Annotated in this window: 10 protein-coding genes and 2 tRNA genes; 5 read left to right on the top strand and 7 right to left on the bottom strand. The window is 47.7% G+C overall.

All coding sequences use genetic code 11. The features are described from left to right. The first annotated feature begins 29 nt into the window (after positions 1-29). The 3 genes from pgsA to ACXAFR_RS02775 all read left to right on the top strand — a co-directional run bounded on the left by pgsA (position 30) and on the right by ACXAFR_RS02775 (position 1,189). Positions 30-596: a CDP-diacylglycerol--glycerol-3-phosphate 3-phosphatidyltransferase gene (gene pgsA / locus ACXAFR_RS02785; RefSeq protein ID WP_475171886.1), complete on the top strand. Its 567-nt coding sequence runs from the start codon at positions 30-32 to the stop codon at positions 594-596. Positions 597-969: 373 nt separating this feature from the next. Further along, positions 970-1,043 (top strand) — tRNA-Cys (locus ACXAFR_RS02780). Positions 1,044-1,102: 59 nt separating this feature from the next. Next, positions 1,103-1,189: transfer RNA gene (locus ACXAFR_RS02775), tRNA-Leu, on the top strand. A gap of 646 nt (positions 1,190-1,835) precedes the next feature. On the opposite strand, the gene ACXAFR_RS02770 is transcribed toward ACXAFR_RS02775, so the two are convergent. The 7 genes from ACXAFR_RS02770 to ACXAFR_RS02740 all read right to left on the bottom strand — a co-directional run bounded on the left by ACXAFR_RS02770 (position 1,836) and on the right by ACXAFR_RS02740 (position 13,972). Then, a complete protein-coding gene (locus tag ACXAFR_RS02770; protein WP_475171696.1) occupies positions 1,836-2,429 on the bottom strand; it encodes a Fic/DOC family protein in 594 nt (197 codons plus the stop codon). Positions 2,430-2,434: 5 nt separating this feature from the next. Next, positions 2,435-2,605 (bottom strand): YhfG family protein, encoded by a 171-nt coding sequence (locus ACXAFR_RS02765; RefSeq protein ID WP_475171694.1) that lies wholly within the window; start codon positions 2,603-2,605, stop codon positions 2,435-2,437. Positions 2,606-2,921: 316 nt separating this feature from the next. After that, entirely contained in the window at positions 2,922-3,965 is a 1,044-nt protein-coding gene (locus ACXAFR_RS02760; RefSeq protein ID WP_475171693.1) for an alpha/beta fold hydrolase, read from the bottom strand. A 274-nt stretch (positions 3,966-4,239) separates the two neighbouring features. After that, complete coding sequence (locus ACXAFR_RS02755; protein WP_475171692.1) at positions 4,240-4,659, bottom strand: EF-hand domain-containing protein; 420 nt, start codon at positions 4,657-4,659, stop codon at positions 4,240-4,242. A 253-nt stretch (positions 4,660-4,912) separates the two neighbouring features. Next, entirely contained in the window at positions 4,913-5,989 is a 1,077-nt protein-coding gene (locus ACXAFR_RS02750; RefSeq protein WP_475171690.1) for a transposase, read from the bottom strand. Between the two features lie 450 nt (positions 5,990-6,439). Continuing rightward, positions 6,440-6,709 (bottom strand): hypothetical protein, encoded by a 270-nt coding sequence (locus tag ACXAFR_RS02745; RefSeq protein ID WP_475171689.1) that lies wholly within the window; start codon positions 6,707-6,709, stop codon positions 6,440-6,442. A gap of 12 nt (positions 6,710-6,721) precedes the next feature. Beyond that, positions 6,722-13,972 carry an FG-GAP-like repeat-containing protein gene (locus tag ACXAFR_RS02740; protein WP_475171687.1) on the bottom strand — a complete coding sequence of 2,417 codons (7,251 nt, stop codon included), beginning with the start codon at positions 13,970-13,972 and terminating at the stop codon, positions 6,722-6,724. A gap of 373 nt (positions 13,973-14,345) precedes the next feature. Here ACXAFR_RS02740 and ACXAFR_RS02735 point away from each other — a divergent pair, with 373 nt between their 5' ends. After that, positions 14,346-14,708, top strand: a complete 363-nt coding sequence (locus ACXAFR_RS02735; protein ID WP_475171685.1) for a hypothetical protein — start codon at positions 14,346-14,348, stop codon at positions 14,706-14,708. 44 nt (positions 14,709-14,752) lie between these two features. Further along, positions 14,753-15,088 (top strand): hypothetical protein, encoded by a 336-nt coding sequence (locus ACXAFR_RS02730; protein ID WP_475171683.1) that lies wholly within the window; start codon positions 14,753-14,755, stop codon positions 15,086-15,088. Positions 15,089-15,287 lie beyond the last annotated feature (199 nt).

Below are 15,287 nucleotides of genomic sequence, written 5' to 3'. Positions count from 1 at the left end.
CGTCTAGTCGTAGTGAAGTTATGGGTAAAATGAATCTTGCCAACCGCCTGACTCTGGCGCGGATTCTGATGATTCCGCTGCTGGTGCTGGTGTTTTATCTGCCGGTCTGGTGGAGTTTTCCACTGAGTTCCGCCATTTTCAGTATTGCGGCCATCACCGACTGGTTGGATGGCTATGTGGCGCGTAAATACGATCAGGCAACCCCTTTCGGAGCCTTTCTAGACCCGGTCGCCGATAAACTCATGGTTGCGGTGGCCCTGGTCCTGTTGGTGCAGGAGCACGGCACAATCTGGATCGCCTTACCGGCAGTGACCATTATCGGGCGGGAGATCGTCATCTCGGCGCTGCGGGAATGGATGGCGGAGCTGGGTAAACGGGCGAGCGTGGCGGTATCCTACATCGGTAAGGTGAAAACCACGATGCAGATGATCGCCATCATTGTGCTGTTAGCCTTCGATCCCAAGGCGTATTTCATTTTCAATGTGATTGGATATATCACCCTGTACATCGCGGCGATACTGACGCTTTGGTCCATGGTGCTTTATCTGATGGCCGCGTGGCCGGTGCTGATGGAAGATGATCACACGCAATTGTGACAAGTCCTTGACTCCAAAGAAAGAATACGTAAAATGCCTCGCGAATTGCTCTGACCCTTCAGGCGTTGTTTGAGTGCCAATTTCGTTGCAGTAAGATGAAGTTGCATGAAGTTTTGAAAGTGGTTTGTGACAGTTTAAAGGCGCGGTGGCAGAGTGGTCCAGTCGATAGCAACTCCAGCGTCCGCGACGAAATAAAGAGGGCCGGTTGATCGAATCGGCGTACACGACTCAGTGTACAAAAAAAACGATTATATAGGCGCGGTGGCAGAGGCGTGGTCCAGTTGACAGCAACTCGAGCGTCCGCGACGACATAAAGAGAGCCGGTTGATCGAATCGGCGTACACGACTCAGTGTACAAAAAATCGATTTTATAGGCGCGGTGGCAGAGTGGTCATGCAGCGGACTGCAACTCCGTGTACGCCGGTTCGATTCCGACCCGCGCCTCCAATTTCTTCGTAATGCCGGCCCGTGAACGGTTGATACAGTTCCAGTCAGTAAGACGCATTGCCCGAGTGGTGGAATAGGTAGACACAGGAGACTTAAAATCTCCCGGCTTCACGGCCGTGCCGGTTCAAGTCCGGCCTTGGGCACCATCTCTTCGGTTAGGATTCACTAACCATCGAAATTAACTAGCAAATAGGTAGCACGTTTAGTTATAAGTACTTTAGCGCTTCTGTATATATTGCTGCGGACGCGAGAATATGGCAGCTAAATTTGCTGCGATTTTGAAAAACAACTTATTCAAACTGTCAAAAAAATGCGCGCTGTATTGCGCAGCATTTGCGATCTTGTTTTTATACGTAGCATCCACAAACAACAATGACACTCTTCCTGCTGTCGCGGCGGCTGCACTATGCGCTGTCATCGGAATTGCGTGCGCGACATGGCTGTGGCTTGGCGCGCTACACGTAGATGCTTTTGTCTCGCGCTGTCGAGCTTATGCTCGAGCTATGCGTCGAAGATGATGCGATGCTGAAGCCCTAAGTCTTGCTGAAGGTGAAAACCGAACATCTGGTGCCGTTTTCCAACCAAACCGTCATTGAGCTGCTCGAACAACTCCAAGATAATTCCGGGCGTTACCCACACATCCTCCCCTCTAAAATAACGCCGTGAGATGATGAGGTGGTGGGCGGATTTTTTGGGATAGTTCAAAGACGCAAGGAAAGTTGTTACCGATCAAGTGGCGAAGCGAAGAGGTGTCGTGAGACGAAATCAACACATAATTTGTCAGTCAGGCTGTTAAATTTCGTCGCCTATGCATCGATTAAAAATCGCTTTAAGGAGTTCGTAATCGCAGTGAACAGAGGCGACATTCGCATTAACCCATTCCTCTAGGTCGACTTGGCTCCAGGAAATTTCAAGGCCGGTATTAATCACAATATGCTCAAAAAGAATGCGCTGAGTTCGGCCATTGCCGTCACGAAAAGGGTGGATCATATTCATGTCGCCATATAGCTCGGCAACATTGCTGATCAGGTCTTCGCGGTCCAATTCAGTAAAATTATTTAGGGCGTTTAGGTGAGAAAAAATCTTTTCAGCTTCAGGCACAACTCTATTGACTGAACAAAAACGTGTTTCACCCTTACTAATATCGACACTTCTTATAGCGCCTGCCCAGCTATAAATATCTGAAAACAGCGTGCGGTGTATTTCTTGCAGGTAAGCCAGATCGTATGGAGGGGGAGAAAATTCAATTTCAGAGGCGGTGACCGAGCTGATTTCTCTTTCAGCTTCTTCGAGTAGAGCCTCATCTTCAATATTTAATAAGTTTTTGAGTACGGATGTTCCTGGGTAGCAAGCAGGGTCATCGGCAGCGCCATACTTATCAACCATTCAGTTTAAGCTTTTGCTGTTTTTGCGTATTTTGCGAGCGCTTTAGCTTTAGAAGATGCCGTTTTAGACGGAGAGCTAGAGACTGTAAAACCTTCTAGCTTGAGACTTGCTTGGTAGTTGCTGAATCGGCTTTTTCTCGCATAAGCCTTTTTGGCCTCAAGGGATACTGTTCTCATGTCTGACTCGCTAAATTGAACCCAGAGTTGCATATTATTTTAGCATACTGACCGATACATAGCATTCTTTTATGGTTTGACTTATGTCTCTTAAGTTTTTGATTTATATATGTATTTAGTGGGTTTGAATAAGCGTTGGAAAACAAGCTGCTAGAAAGGTGGTTGTGGCCATCCTGGATTGCTGAGATGCGCTAGCCAGCTAGGAAGAAGGCGCTTGCCCGCTGCATCAGGATAATTGTCAAAAATCCTTCATTGAGCGAAAGCGTTATGGGCAACAAGACCTCTCACGAATGTTTGCGAGAGGCCTTCTCTACCGTCAATCCTTTAACGCACACACCTTCTCACAACTGGCAGGTGGATTGTTCTTGAGCGTCATAAAAAAGCGCTTGGCTGCATCCACGGTTTCCTGTGGGCGCTCGACATTGATGTAATGCCCGCCGCTATCAAAGGTGACGAGGCTCTTGCTGCAGGCGTTGGTGAGGTAATCCAAAAACGTCTGAGCGGTTTCGGTATCCAGCGCCGCGTTGGCGGTGCCCCACATGACCAAGCTGGGAGCTTTCACATGGCTGAGAACGCGTTTTGGATTGCCCGGCTCGTAAAATGCCAGGGTTTGGTTGGAAACCTCCAGTCGACCCTGAATGTTCATGTAATCGAGTTTGCGTTGAATAAACGCATCGGTGCGAGCGGCGGGATCGTTGATGTAGGCTTCATAGAACCCCTCAACGTCGGCTTTGGTCACGATCGGCTCAATAAACATATTCTTGGCTGGTTTATTGTCTTTGCCGTCCTTCAGTGTGTCTTTCTTTTGTGCGGGCTTGCCTTTTTGAATACCGGCTGAGTTGATCAACACCATGGAGGTGACTCGATCCGTGCGGGTTGCGGCATATCGAAACATTACCATTCCGCCGTAGGAAATGCCCACCACGCCAAATTTTTCAATGCCCAGGTGATCCATCAGTCCGTCGATGAGGAGGTGGTTGCGGTCCACGGAATAGTTGCCGTTGGGCATATCGCCGGTCAATCCAAAGCCAGGTAGATCGAAGCGGACGACTCGAAATTCATCCGATAATTCCTCCGCCCAGGTGTTCCAGTCAAAGAGGTCGCCTAGGGTGCCGTGCATCAAGAGAATGGCTGGGCCTTTGCCTTCATCGCGATAATGAACATTGACGCCATCGATATCGACGAACTTATCCACTTCAGTAGCGTATTTCGCGCGAGCATCCGCCATGGGCAGTGTACGGGTAGTCGTTTGCTCTTGTGTGCTTGTTGCTGGCTCGGCAGCCAGCAGATTCGAGGCTGGAATAATGCTCAATAGGCAGGCGACGGTGATCGCCAGTGACGTTCTTGTAGATGCGTTCATATTCACGTCCGATGTTGTCAATCGTAAAACACAAACCCCGGTGAGGGCATTTTTTAAAAATAGAATTATGAGCGATTCATTATAATGACCAAATGTCCTAACCATAGGACAATTGGTATAGCGGACGAGGGTCGTTTCTGGTATGGCCGGGTAGCCTGTAAGAGAGCTGAAGCGTGTTGAAAAGGAAAATCGGTTGCATGCGATTATTGAGGGATAAACGCTTATTGCGGTCCCACGCAGGTGGGTGTCTGGTGGGACCATTTCTGCTGTGTGCTTAGCGGGGTGGTGGTGCCTGCAGTTCGTCTTCAGTCAGAACGCCATCACCATTGCTGTCCATCTTGCTAAACATTTCCGACAGCATTGGGTCGTTGCTGGCTTCGTCTTGGGTAATCACCCCGTCGCCATCTGTGTCGAGGCTGTCGAAAGACGGTGGACCGCCACGTCCGCCACCAGGAGGACCACGGTGAGCCGCATTAAACTCGTCTTCGGAAATTGCTCCGTCACCGTCGCTGTCGAGGCGGTCGAACATATCGGCAAGCATCGGGTCATCACTGGCTTCTGCACTGGTGATAACGCCGTCGCCGTCGCTGTCTAGATTGCTGAAAGAGGGTGGCTTGCCACCGGGCTTCGCTGCGCAAGCCATTCCGCTAGCGGAGGCTAGGGCGACTAACGCCAAGACTGATTTTCTCATCATCGCTTTTCTCGCTGTAGATATTGTCTGACTAGGTCAGACGATCAGCGGGAGTGCGGGGTTCCTGTATGGGGCGTTAAGGAGGGTTAATAAATCCTGGGGAAATGACCAAGAATTCCCAGAATAATTGTAGCGGGCGAGTTAAATGTTCGCCTGACCAAAATATTCCGGCGAATTCTTCAATAAACAAGCCATCGGTGAGGCAAAGCTTTCCGACATTGTGTGTTAGGAGTATCGATTAAAGAGTGGATATTTGCTATCCCGTTTTACGCAACCGACAGCGTCGCGATTGACTCATGCCCTTAAGCCAGCATTGCCCACGTTTGGTGGCAAATTCTTTCAGTGATTCAATGGTTCCTACTCCGTCTGAATAAGAGCGACCAAAGTGTTGAATGTGATCTAACCAGCGATCTGGATCGATATTGAGCTGCTGAACTAGACGGGGGATCTTGTTCGAGATAAAACCCATTTTATCATCGCGAATCGCTCGGCCTGTGGCATCCACCAAGTCCATATAGTCGGCAAAGGTAAAGGGTAAGGCTGTTTCAAGTGGTGTATGGGCACTGCCATCAAAGGGTTTTAGGGTGGCTTGAGAAAGATCCGCCAAGCCGATCTCTTTGCGAACAGCCTGCTGGCGTTTCACTGCTTGCTTCACACCCGAATGCTGGCGAGTAGCATTTTTGTGCTCGCGAACATACTCGTAAATCCGCTGCTGAATCGAGGTGTAATCACTCGACTCTAATGAGTCAGCCATACCGGCACGTACTGGATTGAGATCCACGTAGGCCATGCAACTCAGTAACGCGGATTCATCAAGCAATGCCTGGCTTTTATAGCGACCCTCCCAAAAGCGGCCACGACAGTGGTCTTCCTCATTGGCCATGCGGGCAATGGTTTCGTTAACGCCACGCATAAACCACTCGATAGACGATAAGCGTTCACGCCAGCCATCAATGATTTCACAAACAGTGTCGAGTTCACCTCGGCTAAAAGACTCAGGCGACCGTAACCAGCGATCCACCAGCGGATGGCCCTTATAGAGCTGAATCCAACGCTCGACCACCTCGTGATCACTCCAGTCGGCTGCCCGATTCTGATCCACATGCAAAACCACATGATAGTGGTTGCTCATCACCGCATAAGCGCACAAGTCGATGGCGTAGACATACGACAGGAATCGTAAGCGCGAGACAATCCACTGCTTACGGTGATCGTAGTTTTCACCGGTCAGTGCATCATCCCCACAGAGATACGCACGACGCACACATCGCACATAACAGTGATAAAACGGCGTGGCATCAAGATCAATTTGTTGAGATCGGGCTTTGGTCATGCTTTGGGAATTTATCGGATTTGAGGAGAGAAGTCAAATATTTGGGTGTCCTATATTCCGCGGATAAGCATCAGTCTATCCTTTTTTGTGTGATACGGAGAATAGGATCTCATTATCAGGCGCTTGAATAGATTTTCAAATAACAGTGGTAGAACGGCGTTGCATCAAGGTCAATTTGTTCGGAACGGGCTTTGGTCATGGTGGGGGAGTGTCAAATATGTGGGTGTCTTATATATACGCTAAAATAGTCCAAGGAAGAAAATTCTGACAGCGGGCCCGTTCAAGTCCGGCAGTATACGCATTTGCGTGCGTTGGACGGATGTGCACATTGTGCTGACCGCATGTGAACGGATGTACTAGAATCCACTGAACGGCTCGCTGGCACATTTGCGCAAAAAAGGCGCTTTGTGCGCCTTTAATTCTATCTGACACCACTTATTCCACTTATTTTCAGTCGATGTAATTCTCTTTACCTAAAAGTTCGAAAAGTGCTAAACCTACACATACAGCAGCACCAACCCAGTAAAATTGAGCAATGCGCTCAAACTTTAACTCTCCAGTGATCGCATTTACTAACAGTATGATCGCGCATAAAAAAACACCTTTGGAGAAACCTACGGAGAGTTTAAATATAGCGCCCTTGTCTTTAATATCCCATCTTTTGTCTACATAATGCGATACCAAAAAAAACATAAGCAAAGAAATGAATACATTACTCATTTAAACAAATCCTCAAGGGTTAGGTATCGCAAACCCTGCACCACTACTCAAAAAATATTCATTTGATTGCCAAGCAGCGGTAGCCTGCCAAGAACCACCAGACGCCGAAATCAGACGGCTGGTTACTGGCCCAGTAAGCCCTCCTAATAAAGCTCCTTCGAGTGCCGAACCAACACTTGGGTTATTACCTAATGCTAAATCCGTAAGTGTAGCGGTGGCTCCACCAACGGCCATATTGTAACAAATTGCTATTCCTCCAGCACAAAGTAGAGTCGCAGGTGCGCTACCGGCAATGTTGGCTGTATTTGAGAAATTTTGCCAAGAACGTAAGTCTGCAACTCCACGAGAATAATTAGCAATTGCCCGGTTTCTAGCCTGCCCCCGAGCAATGGCTCGATAATATCCAGAAACATCAATTGAATAATCTGGGGTAAAGGTCGAGGCTTGGGCCACCACCTTTATTGCTTCCATATAGATTGGCTCTTGGCTCATAGCCCTAGCTTCGATCTCAGGAAGGGTTTCATCCACATTCATATTGTTGATGGCATCATCACGCAACTTGACATCCGTCTCAATGGAAACTTTGGGATTGGTTAATGCTCCTCCCGTACGGACCGGGCGACTGGCAGCCCAATTAGCGACCGCTGCGAAAGCTGCATACCTTGCCCCATTTGCGAATTGTCCACCGGTTGCTTTTGTTAAAGTCCCACCCACAATAGCCCGGCCTATTACATTCCCCACCAGCTCACTGCCAACAGCGTCACCAATGCTACCACCAAGCGCACCGCCAGCGAGCCCACCAATACCTGCACTAACAAACCCGTGACCAAACTTTCCGCCTTGAAGGGTAGAGGTTATGCCTCCCACCGTTCCCATTGAAACCACAGCAGTTGCGTAATCCCCAAAGGTCGATGCCCCTGGAAGCAATGAGCCTCCCATATATGTTAGAGCGGCTGCTGATATCCCCGATATAAAGGCATCACCAAAACTCCCGCCTTGAGCTAACGTCTGAGCGAAAGATGCGACACCTACTGCAATTGCAACAACCACGATATCTGTGGTAATCGCCGCAGCTATAGCACCTACAACTATAGGTAGAATATGCCCCGACGGATCTGTCATGTTTAACGGATTATTCAGTACATAACTGTAACGGTTATAACCTTGGGTATAGTCAGGGAACTGAATGATTGTGTCAGCCTGCAAAAACCGCCCAAGCCTCGGATCATAAATCCGCCCGTTCATATGAATAATGCCGACGCTATCCAGCATCTCATGGCCGGTAAATCCACGCGTCGTCGGGCGGCTAAACAGATTTAAGAAGGGTGTCAGCTGACTGCCGTCGACCAAATCCGTCAGGTTGGCGGCGTTGATTCTGGCGCCCCAGGGATCAAACGCGTAGCGTTCTGGTTGACTACTGCCGACCAGGTAATCACCCACGACTGAACCCAAGTGGTCTTTGAGTAGAGTCCGTTTTTCCTGCAGTTGGAAGCTGCCATTATAGATCCACAGAGCATTGCCTGGCAGCGTGCGTTTGTAGCGAGTTTGGTTGCTCTCAACGACTTTTTCCACACCGCCCAGATAGAGGGTGGTGGTGACCTTGCCGCTGGTGGTATTGGTATCGACACGCTTCCAGCGCTGGCGATCCGGACCATAGAAAAACTGGATTTTGATGTTGCCTTTGGTGATTTGGATCGGCTTATCAAAACTGCTGTAGGTAATTTTCCGACCCGAGCTGTCGATGATCAAATTACCATTGTTGTCGTAGGTATAGGTGGTGCCACCCGCATTACTGACCGCATGGGGCCGCACATTCAAATTGGTGCTGTATTTGTAGGTGCCAACGCCGGCTTTGGCGGTAATGTTCCCAAAACCATCGTATTGGACATCTTGTTGCGCCGACGTCAGGCTGCAATTACCTGTGGTGTTCTGATGGGTTTTGATCAATCGATTGAGATTGTCGTAGCAGAAACTTTGGTGCTGCTGCTTGAGATGATCAGACCGTGTGGTCAGGTTGCCGACGGTATCCCATTGATAACTGAGATTTAGCAGGTCATTGGTGGTGGTCGCCTGGCTGCTGGCCGTAATGGCTTTGAGCCGCCCGGTGACAGTCTCATAGTTGTATTTCTGCAGCGTGCCGTCCTGCAAATAAGACTCGGTCACCTGGCCCCGGCTGTTTTGAGCGGCAACCGTATACAGTGTTGCTTTGCTGCGACTGTCTTGTACCTTTTGCAGGTAGCCATTGCCATTGTATTGGTTGATGGTGCCACTGAGCAGGTCCAAACCGTCGAACTGGCGAGCGACTCGGCCAATACTGTCAAAGACGGTACTGAAGGTCGTATCTAGGTCGCCCTGGGCGTCAAACACTTCGACCGTGTCGGTGCGGCTACCACTGCCGTAGGCGCCATAGTAGTAGTTGCGGGTCAGGCCGCCACCGACTTCACGGGCGAGTTTACCGATGCCGTTGGTTGCAGTGTCGTAGGTCCAAGTGGTGTTGCCTTCTAAGACATTATTTTGCAGATAGTCTTTGCGAGTCACCATACGACCCAGCGTGTCATAGGTCATAACGGTACGCTGGTAGCGCGCCGGTGTAGACTTCAGAGTTGCGAGGTTACTGCCGTACTGCACCTGATGCGTGACTTTATACTGTTCGTTAAGCTCACCAAAACCATTGTAGGTGTAGAACCAAGTGCCTTTATCCGGGTCTCGCATTTTGATCTTGCGGCCCAGCCCATCGTATTCCAGATAGGTATTAATGGTTGCACCTTCGTGACTTATAACTTGGGTTTGGCGCAATTGATCTGTGGCCGTGTAGAAATAGCGGATTTTATTTTGAGAATGATCGATAACCTGGCTGAGCTGACCGCTGGCGTCGTGAATTTCTGACTTTACCTGGCCTTTGGGGTTGGTGTAGACGGTTTTTAACCCCTGATAAGCAATGGTGGAGGTTCCGATACCATCGACCTGTTGACTGGTTAAACGACCGAGCGCGTCGTAGCCATTGGTAGTCCACGCTAGAGCTTCGCCATCACGATAGGGAATGGATTGACGATAGACTCGTCCGGATTTGTCGTATTGGGTCTTCTGGTGGATGGCTCTGCCATCGAATCCCGTGGTCGAGGTTTGGATGACTCGGCCCAGTTGATCGTAATATTCTGTGGTTTGTCCGCCGCCGGATTGAGAGGTGGCGACCCGATATTTCGCCCAAGAAATAAGACCTTGTTTGGAATATAGGGTTTTAGTCCAGGCGCCGGTGGCGTCTTCTTGATAGGTTTGACGTCCTAAGGAGTCGTATTCAAATCGAGTCCAAAAGCCGTTAAGACCTTCCACAAGGGTGGGCAATCCAAAGGCATTACGTTCTGTGATTCGCTCAGCGACGTGATTTAAGCTATTGGTGGTAGAGGTCAGGTAGCGGCCACTGGCGTAAGTCCAATTGGTTTTGCGGTTTGCCATGCCTGCTGTATTGCTGATCGCGGAGATCTTGTTGCCATAGCTGTCGTAGGTGTAGGTCGTGGTCACTGCTTGAGTGCCCGCGCCGGAAGCATTCACGGTTTCGGTTTTTAGTAAGTTGTTCGCAGCACCGCCAGAATAGTAGGTGAAGCTTGAGGTTTTAACGATGCTGCCGGTACCTTGTCGTCCGTGTTCTACACGGGTATTAGAAAGTCGACCATAGCGCTTGTCATCCTCATCGCTGCCATAGGCGTTTGTCACTAAGGTTGAGGTGAGGGCATTGCTAAAGTTGGCTGCTGTATAGTTAAAGGTGTTGATGGACGTCAGATTGCCCCAGCTATCCGGTTGGGCTGTGGTAACTTTTTGGGCGCTCGTAAAACGACCGGTTAGGTCGAAGGTTTTTTCAAAGCTGTTAGCCGTCCACAATTGGTAGTAGCTGGTGCCATCGTTACCTACGGAGGCTTTATAAAAACGATCTTGGTTGAAGCTCTCTTTAAGGGTTGTCGAGCCTTTTTTCACTGTTGTGATTAGCGGTCGACCGATAAATGGGAAATCCTGACGGTAGCGGGTTGTGGTGACGATTCCACTTTGTTCGTCGGTCGAGGATACTGTGCGGAATCCTAAAAGACCGCGACCGCTCGCTTGAATTTTGGCCTCGCTATAGCTGTAGCTAATATGGCTTTTTGCTCGCGCATTGCTAGCCGTAGGCGCATCACCGGAAACACGAGTGACGACTTGAATAGGTGCGGCGAGTTCCAGCACCGGCGACGTTTTACTGATGTATTGCGGGCTGACTCCGTAGCTGTCGAAATTGGACTTTAAGTCAACATTCCAGTCGGAGTTTAATGCGGTATAAAAGCTGCTGGCGTTCCCGCCAACACGTTCGAGTAATGGTTTATAGTGATTACCGGTATCCGCAAGTCGCTTGTATTGTATATCCGTCGCGCTACCTAGACCGTTGGTAATACGCAAAATGCCGTTGCTGTCGTTGTTTGCCGTACCGTAGTAGCCATCTAGATTTTCACCGTCGGCAACTAAAAGATCGAGCGATGAGTCGCCATTAATGTCTGTCAAAATATAGCTTGTATCGACGCTTCCTGCAGTCTTTCGGATGGTTAACGCCGAGCTATACTGATCGTTTGTCGGGTTCCATGTGCGGACTTTGATAGCTTTATTCGCGTCATCGTGCCAATAGAGGTCAAGATAACCGTCGCGATTCCAGTCTGCGAATTGCGGCTTATAATTTTTATGGATGGTGGCGAGGAAGCCTTTTGAAACATATGTCTTTTTAAGCGAGCCATCAGCATTATTTAAGCTGTAAGACCAACGCTTATAGTCTCCACTGGTGGCGGAATATGCCCAATCGGTGTATCCATCATTATTGATATCTACAGGCGTAATTGAAAAATAGCTGGAGTTTTTATTGACTATTCCAAGATCAATTACAGATAGTTTGTTAGAATTTTGAATTAACTTGACAAATTGTCGTGTGTTTAGCTTCGGATAGTTATCAAGTCGATGAGAAACGGTTAAGTTCAGCGCGAAATCGACAAGTCCATCTCCATCAATATCCGCTGGAGGAACGCTTGATGCTATTGCAATTGATTCAATATCGTGATGATCAGGATATGAGCTATTGTTGAATCCCGTTAAACTATAGCTTTCTACAGCTGAGAAACGATAGAACCGATCAGCTGATGCTAGGTTGCTTGAGCTTCCTTTTTGTAGCTTTCTAACTTTAAGGCTGGATTTGTCAGAATATAGAATATCAACCATGCCATCAGAATTAATGTCTGCAAAAACGGCATCCTTTACTTCTATCCCGGTATCAATTGCGTTCTTTTGTGAGCTTAAAGCCCAGCCATTCGATGTGGGTCTAGAAAGCAGTACTTTCCAGCTAGTGTAATCCCAAACGGCCAGGTCTTGCTTTCCATCACCATTGAAATCAATAACTTCAATAGGCATGGGCTTTTCGTTATCTGACTTTGGGAGGTCTTTTTCAAAAATATTAGTGGGCTTCGCAAAACCTTGTCCCTGGCTTTTCGCATAGATCACGTAAATTTGATTAGTGTGAACATGGCCATCATTGTCGTAGTCACCGACTATCCAAACGATATCTTGTAGACCATCTCCATTAGCATCAATAGGTTTCCAAATCGCTACTCGGTCACGCTGATCTTTCAATACCTCACTAAAGTCACGGCCATTGTCAATATGCGAGTTAGCAGTAACCTGCCATTCAAACCGTGTTGGACTTAAACATTTAGAATCTGCATCGCACTCGTATAAGGCTTCGAGATAACTTCTATTGGCGGTGGTTGGGTTTCGACTGTTGGCGATATCATCAACAATATCTTTATAGCGTAGGTGATAGCTGCGCAGAATTTTTGATGCTTCTTTAACTCGAATGCTGGACAAACGTTGAGTTAATTTATTGAGGGTCGCGTTTAGGTAGCCAGAGGAGACATCTGGTCGAGCTTCATAGCCAAATTCTACTCTAGAAGAGCCGTAGCTAATTGTCTGAATGCGTTGACCATTGCCACCATTGATGTAGGTGAATGTAATCGCATTTCCGGCGCTGTCAGAAAATTTGGAGAGCAACCAATTGTAGGGAACATTTCCAACCAACAATTCAGACTGAGACGAGTTGCCGTATTCAGATCTAGAGCCATCTTTTCGAGTGACGACAAGGTATCCTGCTGAGGTACTGATATTCCCCACAACGGACACTTCTGTGCCGTTGTCGATTTCAGCTCGGTATTTGGATCCGCTAGCGCCGTAATTTCCTGAGGTTAGTATGAGCCGTTGGCCATCCAAACAGAGGCGATCGTTGCTGTTGTAGCTCAGTGCTTCACTCGTTCCATCTTGTGATTCGGTCTTACGACAACGAGTAATGCCTGATAATCCGCCGAGGGACCATCCTTGGCCTGCAATACCACTGCCTGCTTGGCTGTTATAGTTCAGGCTTAATTGCGGCGAGACGCCACCTGGTCCGGTTGGTGTGTACAGTGGTACAGAATAGGTCGCGGCACCTTGCTCGTTGACTCTAAAATTGCCAGCAGTCGTTCCTACTAATGAGGTGTTCAAGCTGGCGTCGGTGGAGCTATAGGAAAATTGACCCGCTCCCAGATTGCGGTAGGTGTATTCTCTGTTGCCCGTGCGCAGAACAATATCCGTTACGCCGTCTCCGGTAACGTCTGCAATGCTGGTAATGGTAGCATTGTTAGAAATTTGCAAATCAGCGTAAAGAGATAAGGAGTTGTTGCGATTGGAGATGATCTTGATATCACTTCCGTTGCGCCAGACCAGATCTGAGAATCCATCATTGTTAAAGTCAGCAGAGTAGAGAGATACGTTGGTATCAGCGGAATAGCTTTGAAGTCTGCTGGCAGCAACGCCGATATTTTCGTTTCTTACCAGAGAGCTAATGTCATTGAGCAAGGCGCTATTGGCAGCTAACTCACTGAAGTTATTTTCGTTGATGGCAATGGATGATTCGAAAATTCTACCATCTTCGGTAAGGATATATGCCGGTAAGTCAGGCATATACGTAATAGGCGTAATGACGCTCGATGAAATCAGAACGATGGAATCTTTAGGAACCAGATAGGTTAATGCGAGCTCTGACGTGTTTAGCGTTGAATGAACAACGTTAGCGTTTACCGAAAAACTTGAGTACTTCGCAGCGTCTATTGACTGAGCAAAGTTATTGCTGCTCCAGAAAAAGAATAGGCATGTACTCAGGAATGCTAAAACGGAACGACATTTCTTGAGTATAGCCGCTTTAGGCTGAGTTGGTGTTGAATTACACATGCCAGGTCCTTCAGGTTCTATTCAATAACCAAGCGAATCATCCATCCGCTGAAGCGCGGGAAAGTTACCATGATGGTGATATTTCACCTATATGAAAAAAGTTCCATTTTTATTCGCGTTTGTAATATGTGACCGAGTTCACAGTTTCTGGCTGTGTTTCAGACGAAGGTTGATCATCGCTTTAGTTTCTATTACTTCCGAAGATAACTATCGAGCAAGCAATATTGGATGGCTAGATTTTCGCGTATGTCGAGAATCAGTTTCCGGGCTAATAAATTTGTATGATTGTTGTTATTTTTCGTATGAGTAATAATGCCGCGCTAATTTTGGATCTACAGTGAAGGCTTCCTTCGCTGCTCAACGGACGAATTGAATGATGTTTTCTAATAACGCCTTAAAGAAAGTGGCGATTTCGTCGGGCGCTGCTTTCGCATTACTTTTTTCTTGTGTTGTCTTTTCAGAAGATACGCCCAAGCTTTCTGTAGTGAGCCTCAATAGCTGGTCGGGTACTACTGTTATCTCGATCGCCTCAGATTATTCCTCTGCTCAAAATTGTTCCTCCAGCTCAAGTCGGAAATTCATCATTAGAAATGCTGATCAACCTGAAAAGCAGACAATGTTAAGTACATTGCTTGCTGCTGGAGTATCTGGAAAGCCACTCAGTTTTAGACTTATTGGTTGTGGCGGCGGCAACTACGACTACCCTTTGGTGGAAAGAGTCCAGATCTTTTTTTAAGCGAAGCTCGGAAAGATAACCCATGAGATCCAAGGGTGGAAAATATGAAGATCGTCATTAAATTAGCTGCTTTTATAGCCATATTTTCATTTGCACAGCAGGGAATTACAGCGAATATTGCTTTTGGAAAGTTGGAACAGATTAAAGTTTACGATCAGTCTAACAGTAAAGTTACGAAATTGATTTTTTCTGCCGATGCAACCCATCAAAATGTCAGTGGCTGTGATTTAACGGCGACAATCACTCACTCGAAACATTCTGATAAAGCCATTGATCAAATGATGAGTATCGCGCTCGCCGCTTATATGGGCGACAGAAAGGTAAGGGCATTTTCTAGTGAAAATGTTTGTGAACTAGATTTTTTGGCGATTCAACAGTAACTATGCTGATAAAATATATTATGCGCTTATTCAAACATGCCAATTTATTGATTTTGTTACCTATCTTTATGGTATCTCCATCCGCCCGGGCAATAGGTACAGCGAACAATTATGAGATCGATTTAGTTCGAGTGGACCGCAGTGGCTTAGGGTATGTTCAATTTAAGAATGACCTATTGGACTTCATGTGTAACGAAAA

It is taken from the genome of Pseudomaricurvus sp. ABR4_320 (assembly GCF_056159445.1).
The sequence above is the reverse complement of the archived record's forward strand: the minus strand, read 5'-3'. Positions and strand labels throughout refer to the sequence as shown.

What these genes read in the sequence shown, in the direction of transcription:
- pgsA (WP_475171886.1), top strand. Translation starts at nt 30, where the DNA reads ATGAATCTTGCCAACCGCCTGACTCTGGCGCGGATTCTGATGATTCCG.
- ACXAFR_RS02770 (WP_475171696.1), bottom strand. Translation starts at nt 2,429, where the DNA reads ATGGTTGATAAGTATGGCGCTGCCGATGACCCTGCTTGCTACCCAGGA.
- ACXAFR_RS02765 (WP_475171694.1), bottom strand. Translation starts at nt 2,605, where the DNA reads ATGAGAACAGTATCCCTTGAGGCCAAAAAGGCTTATGCGAGAAAAAGC.
- ACXAFR_RS02760 (WP_475171693.1), bottom strand. Translation starts at nt 3,965, where the DNA reads ATGAACGCATCTACAAGAACGTCACTGGCGATCACCGTCGCCTGCCTA.
- ACXAFR_RS02755 (WP_475171692.1), bottom strand. Translation starts at nt 4,659, where the DNA reads ATGATGAGAAAATCAGTCTTGGCGTTAGTCGCCCTAGCCTCCGCTAGC.
- ACXAFR_RS02750 (WP_475171690.1), bottom strand. Translation starts at nt 5,989, where the DNA reads ATGACCAAAGCCCGATCTCAACAAATTGATCTTGATGCCACGCCGTTT.
- ACXAFR_RS02745 (WP_475171689.1), bottom strand. Translation starts at nt 6,709, where the DNA reads ATGAGTAATGTATTCATTTCTTTGCTTATGTTTTTTTTGGTATCGCAT.
- ACXAFR_RS02740 (WP_475171687.1), bottom strand. Translation starts at nt 13,972, where the DNA reads ATGTGTAATTCAACACCAACTCAGCCTAAAGCGGCTATACTCAAGAAA.
- ACXAFR_RS02735 (WP_475171685.1), top strand. Translation starts at nt 14,346, where the DNA reads ATGATGTTTTCTAATAACGCCTTAAAGAAAGTGGCGATTTCGTCGGGC.
- ACXAFR_RS02730 (WP_475171683.1), top strand. Translation starts at nt 14,753, where the DNA reads ATGAAGATCGTCATTAAATTAGCTGCTTTTATAGCCATATTTTCATTT.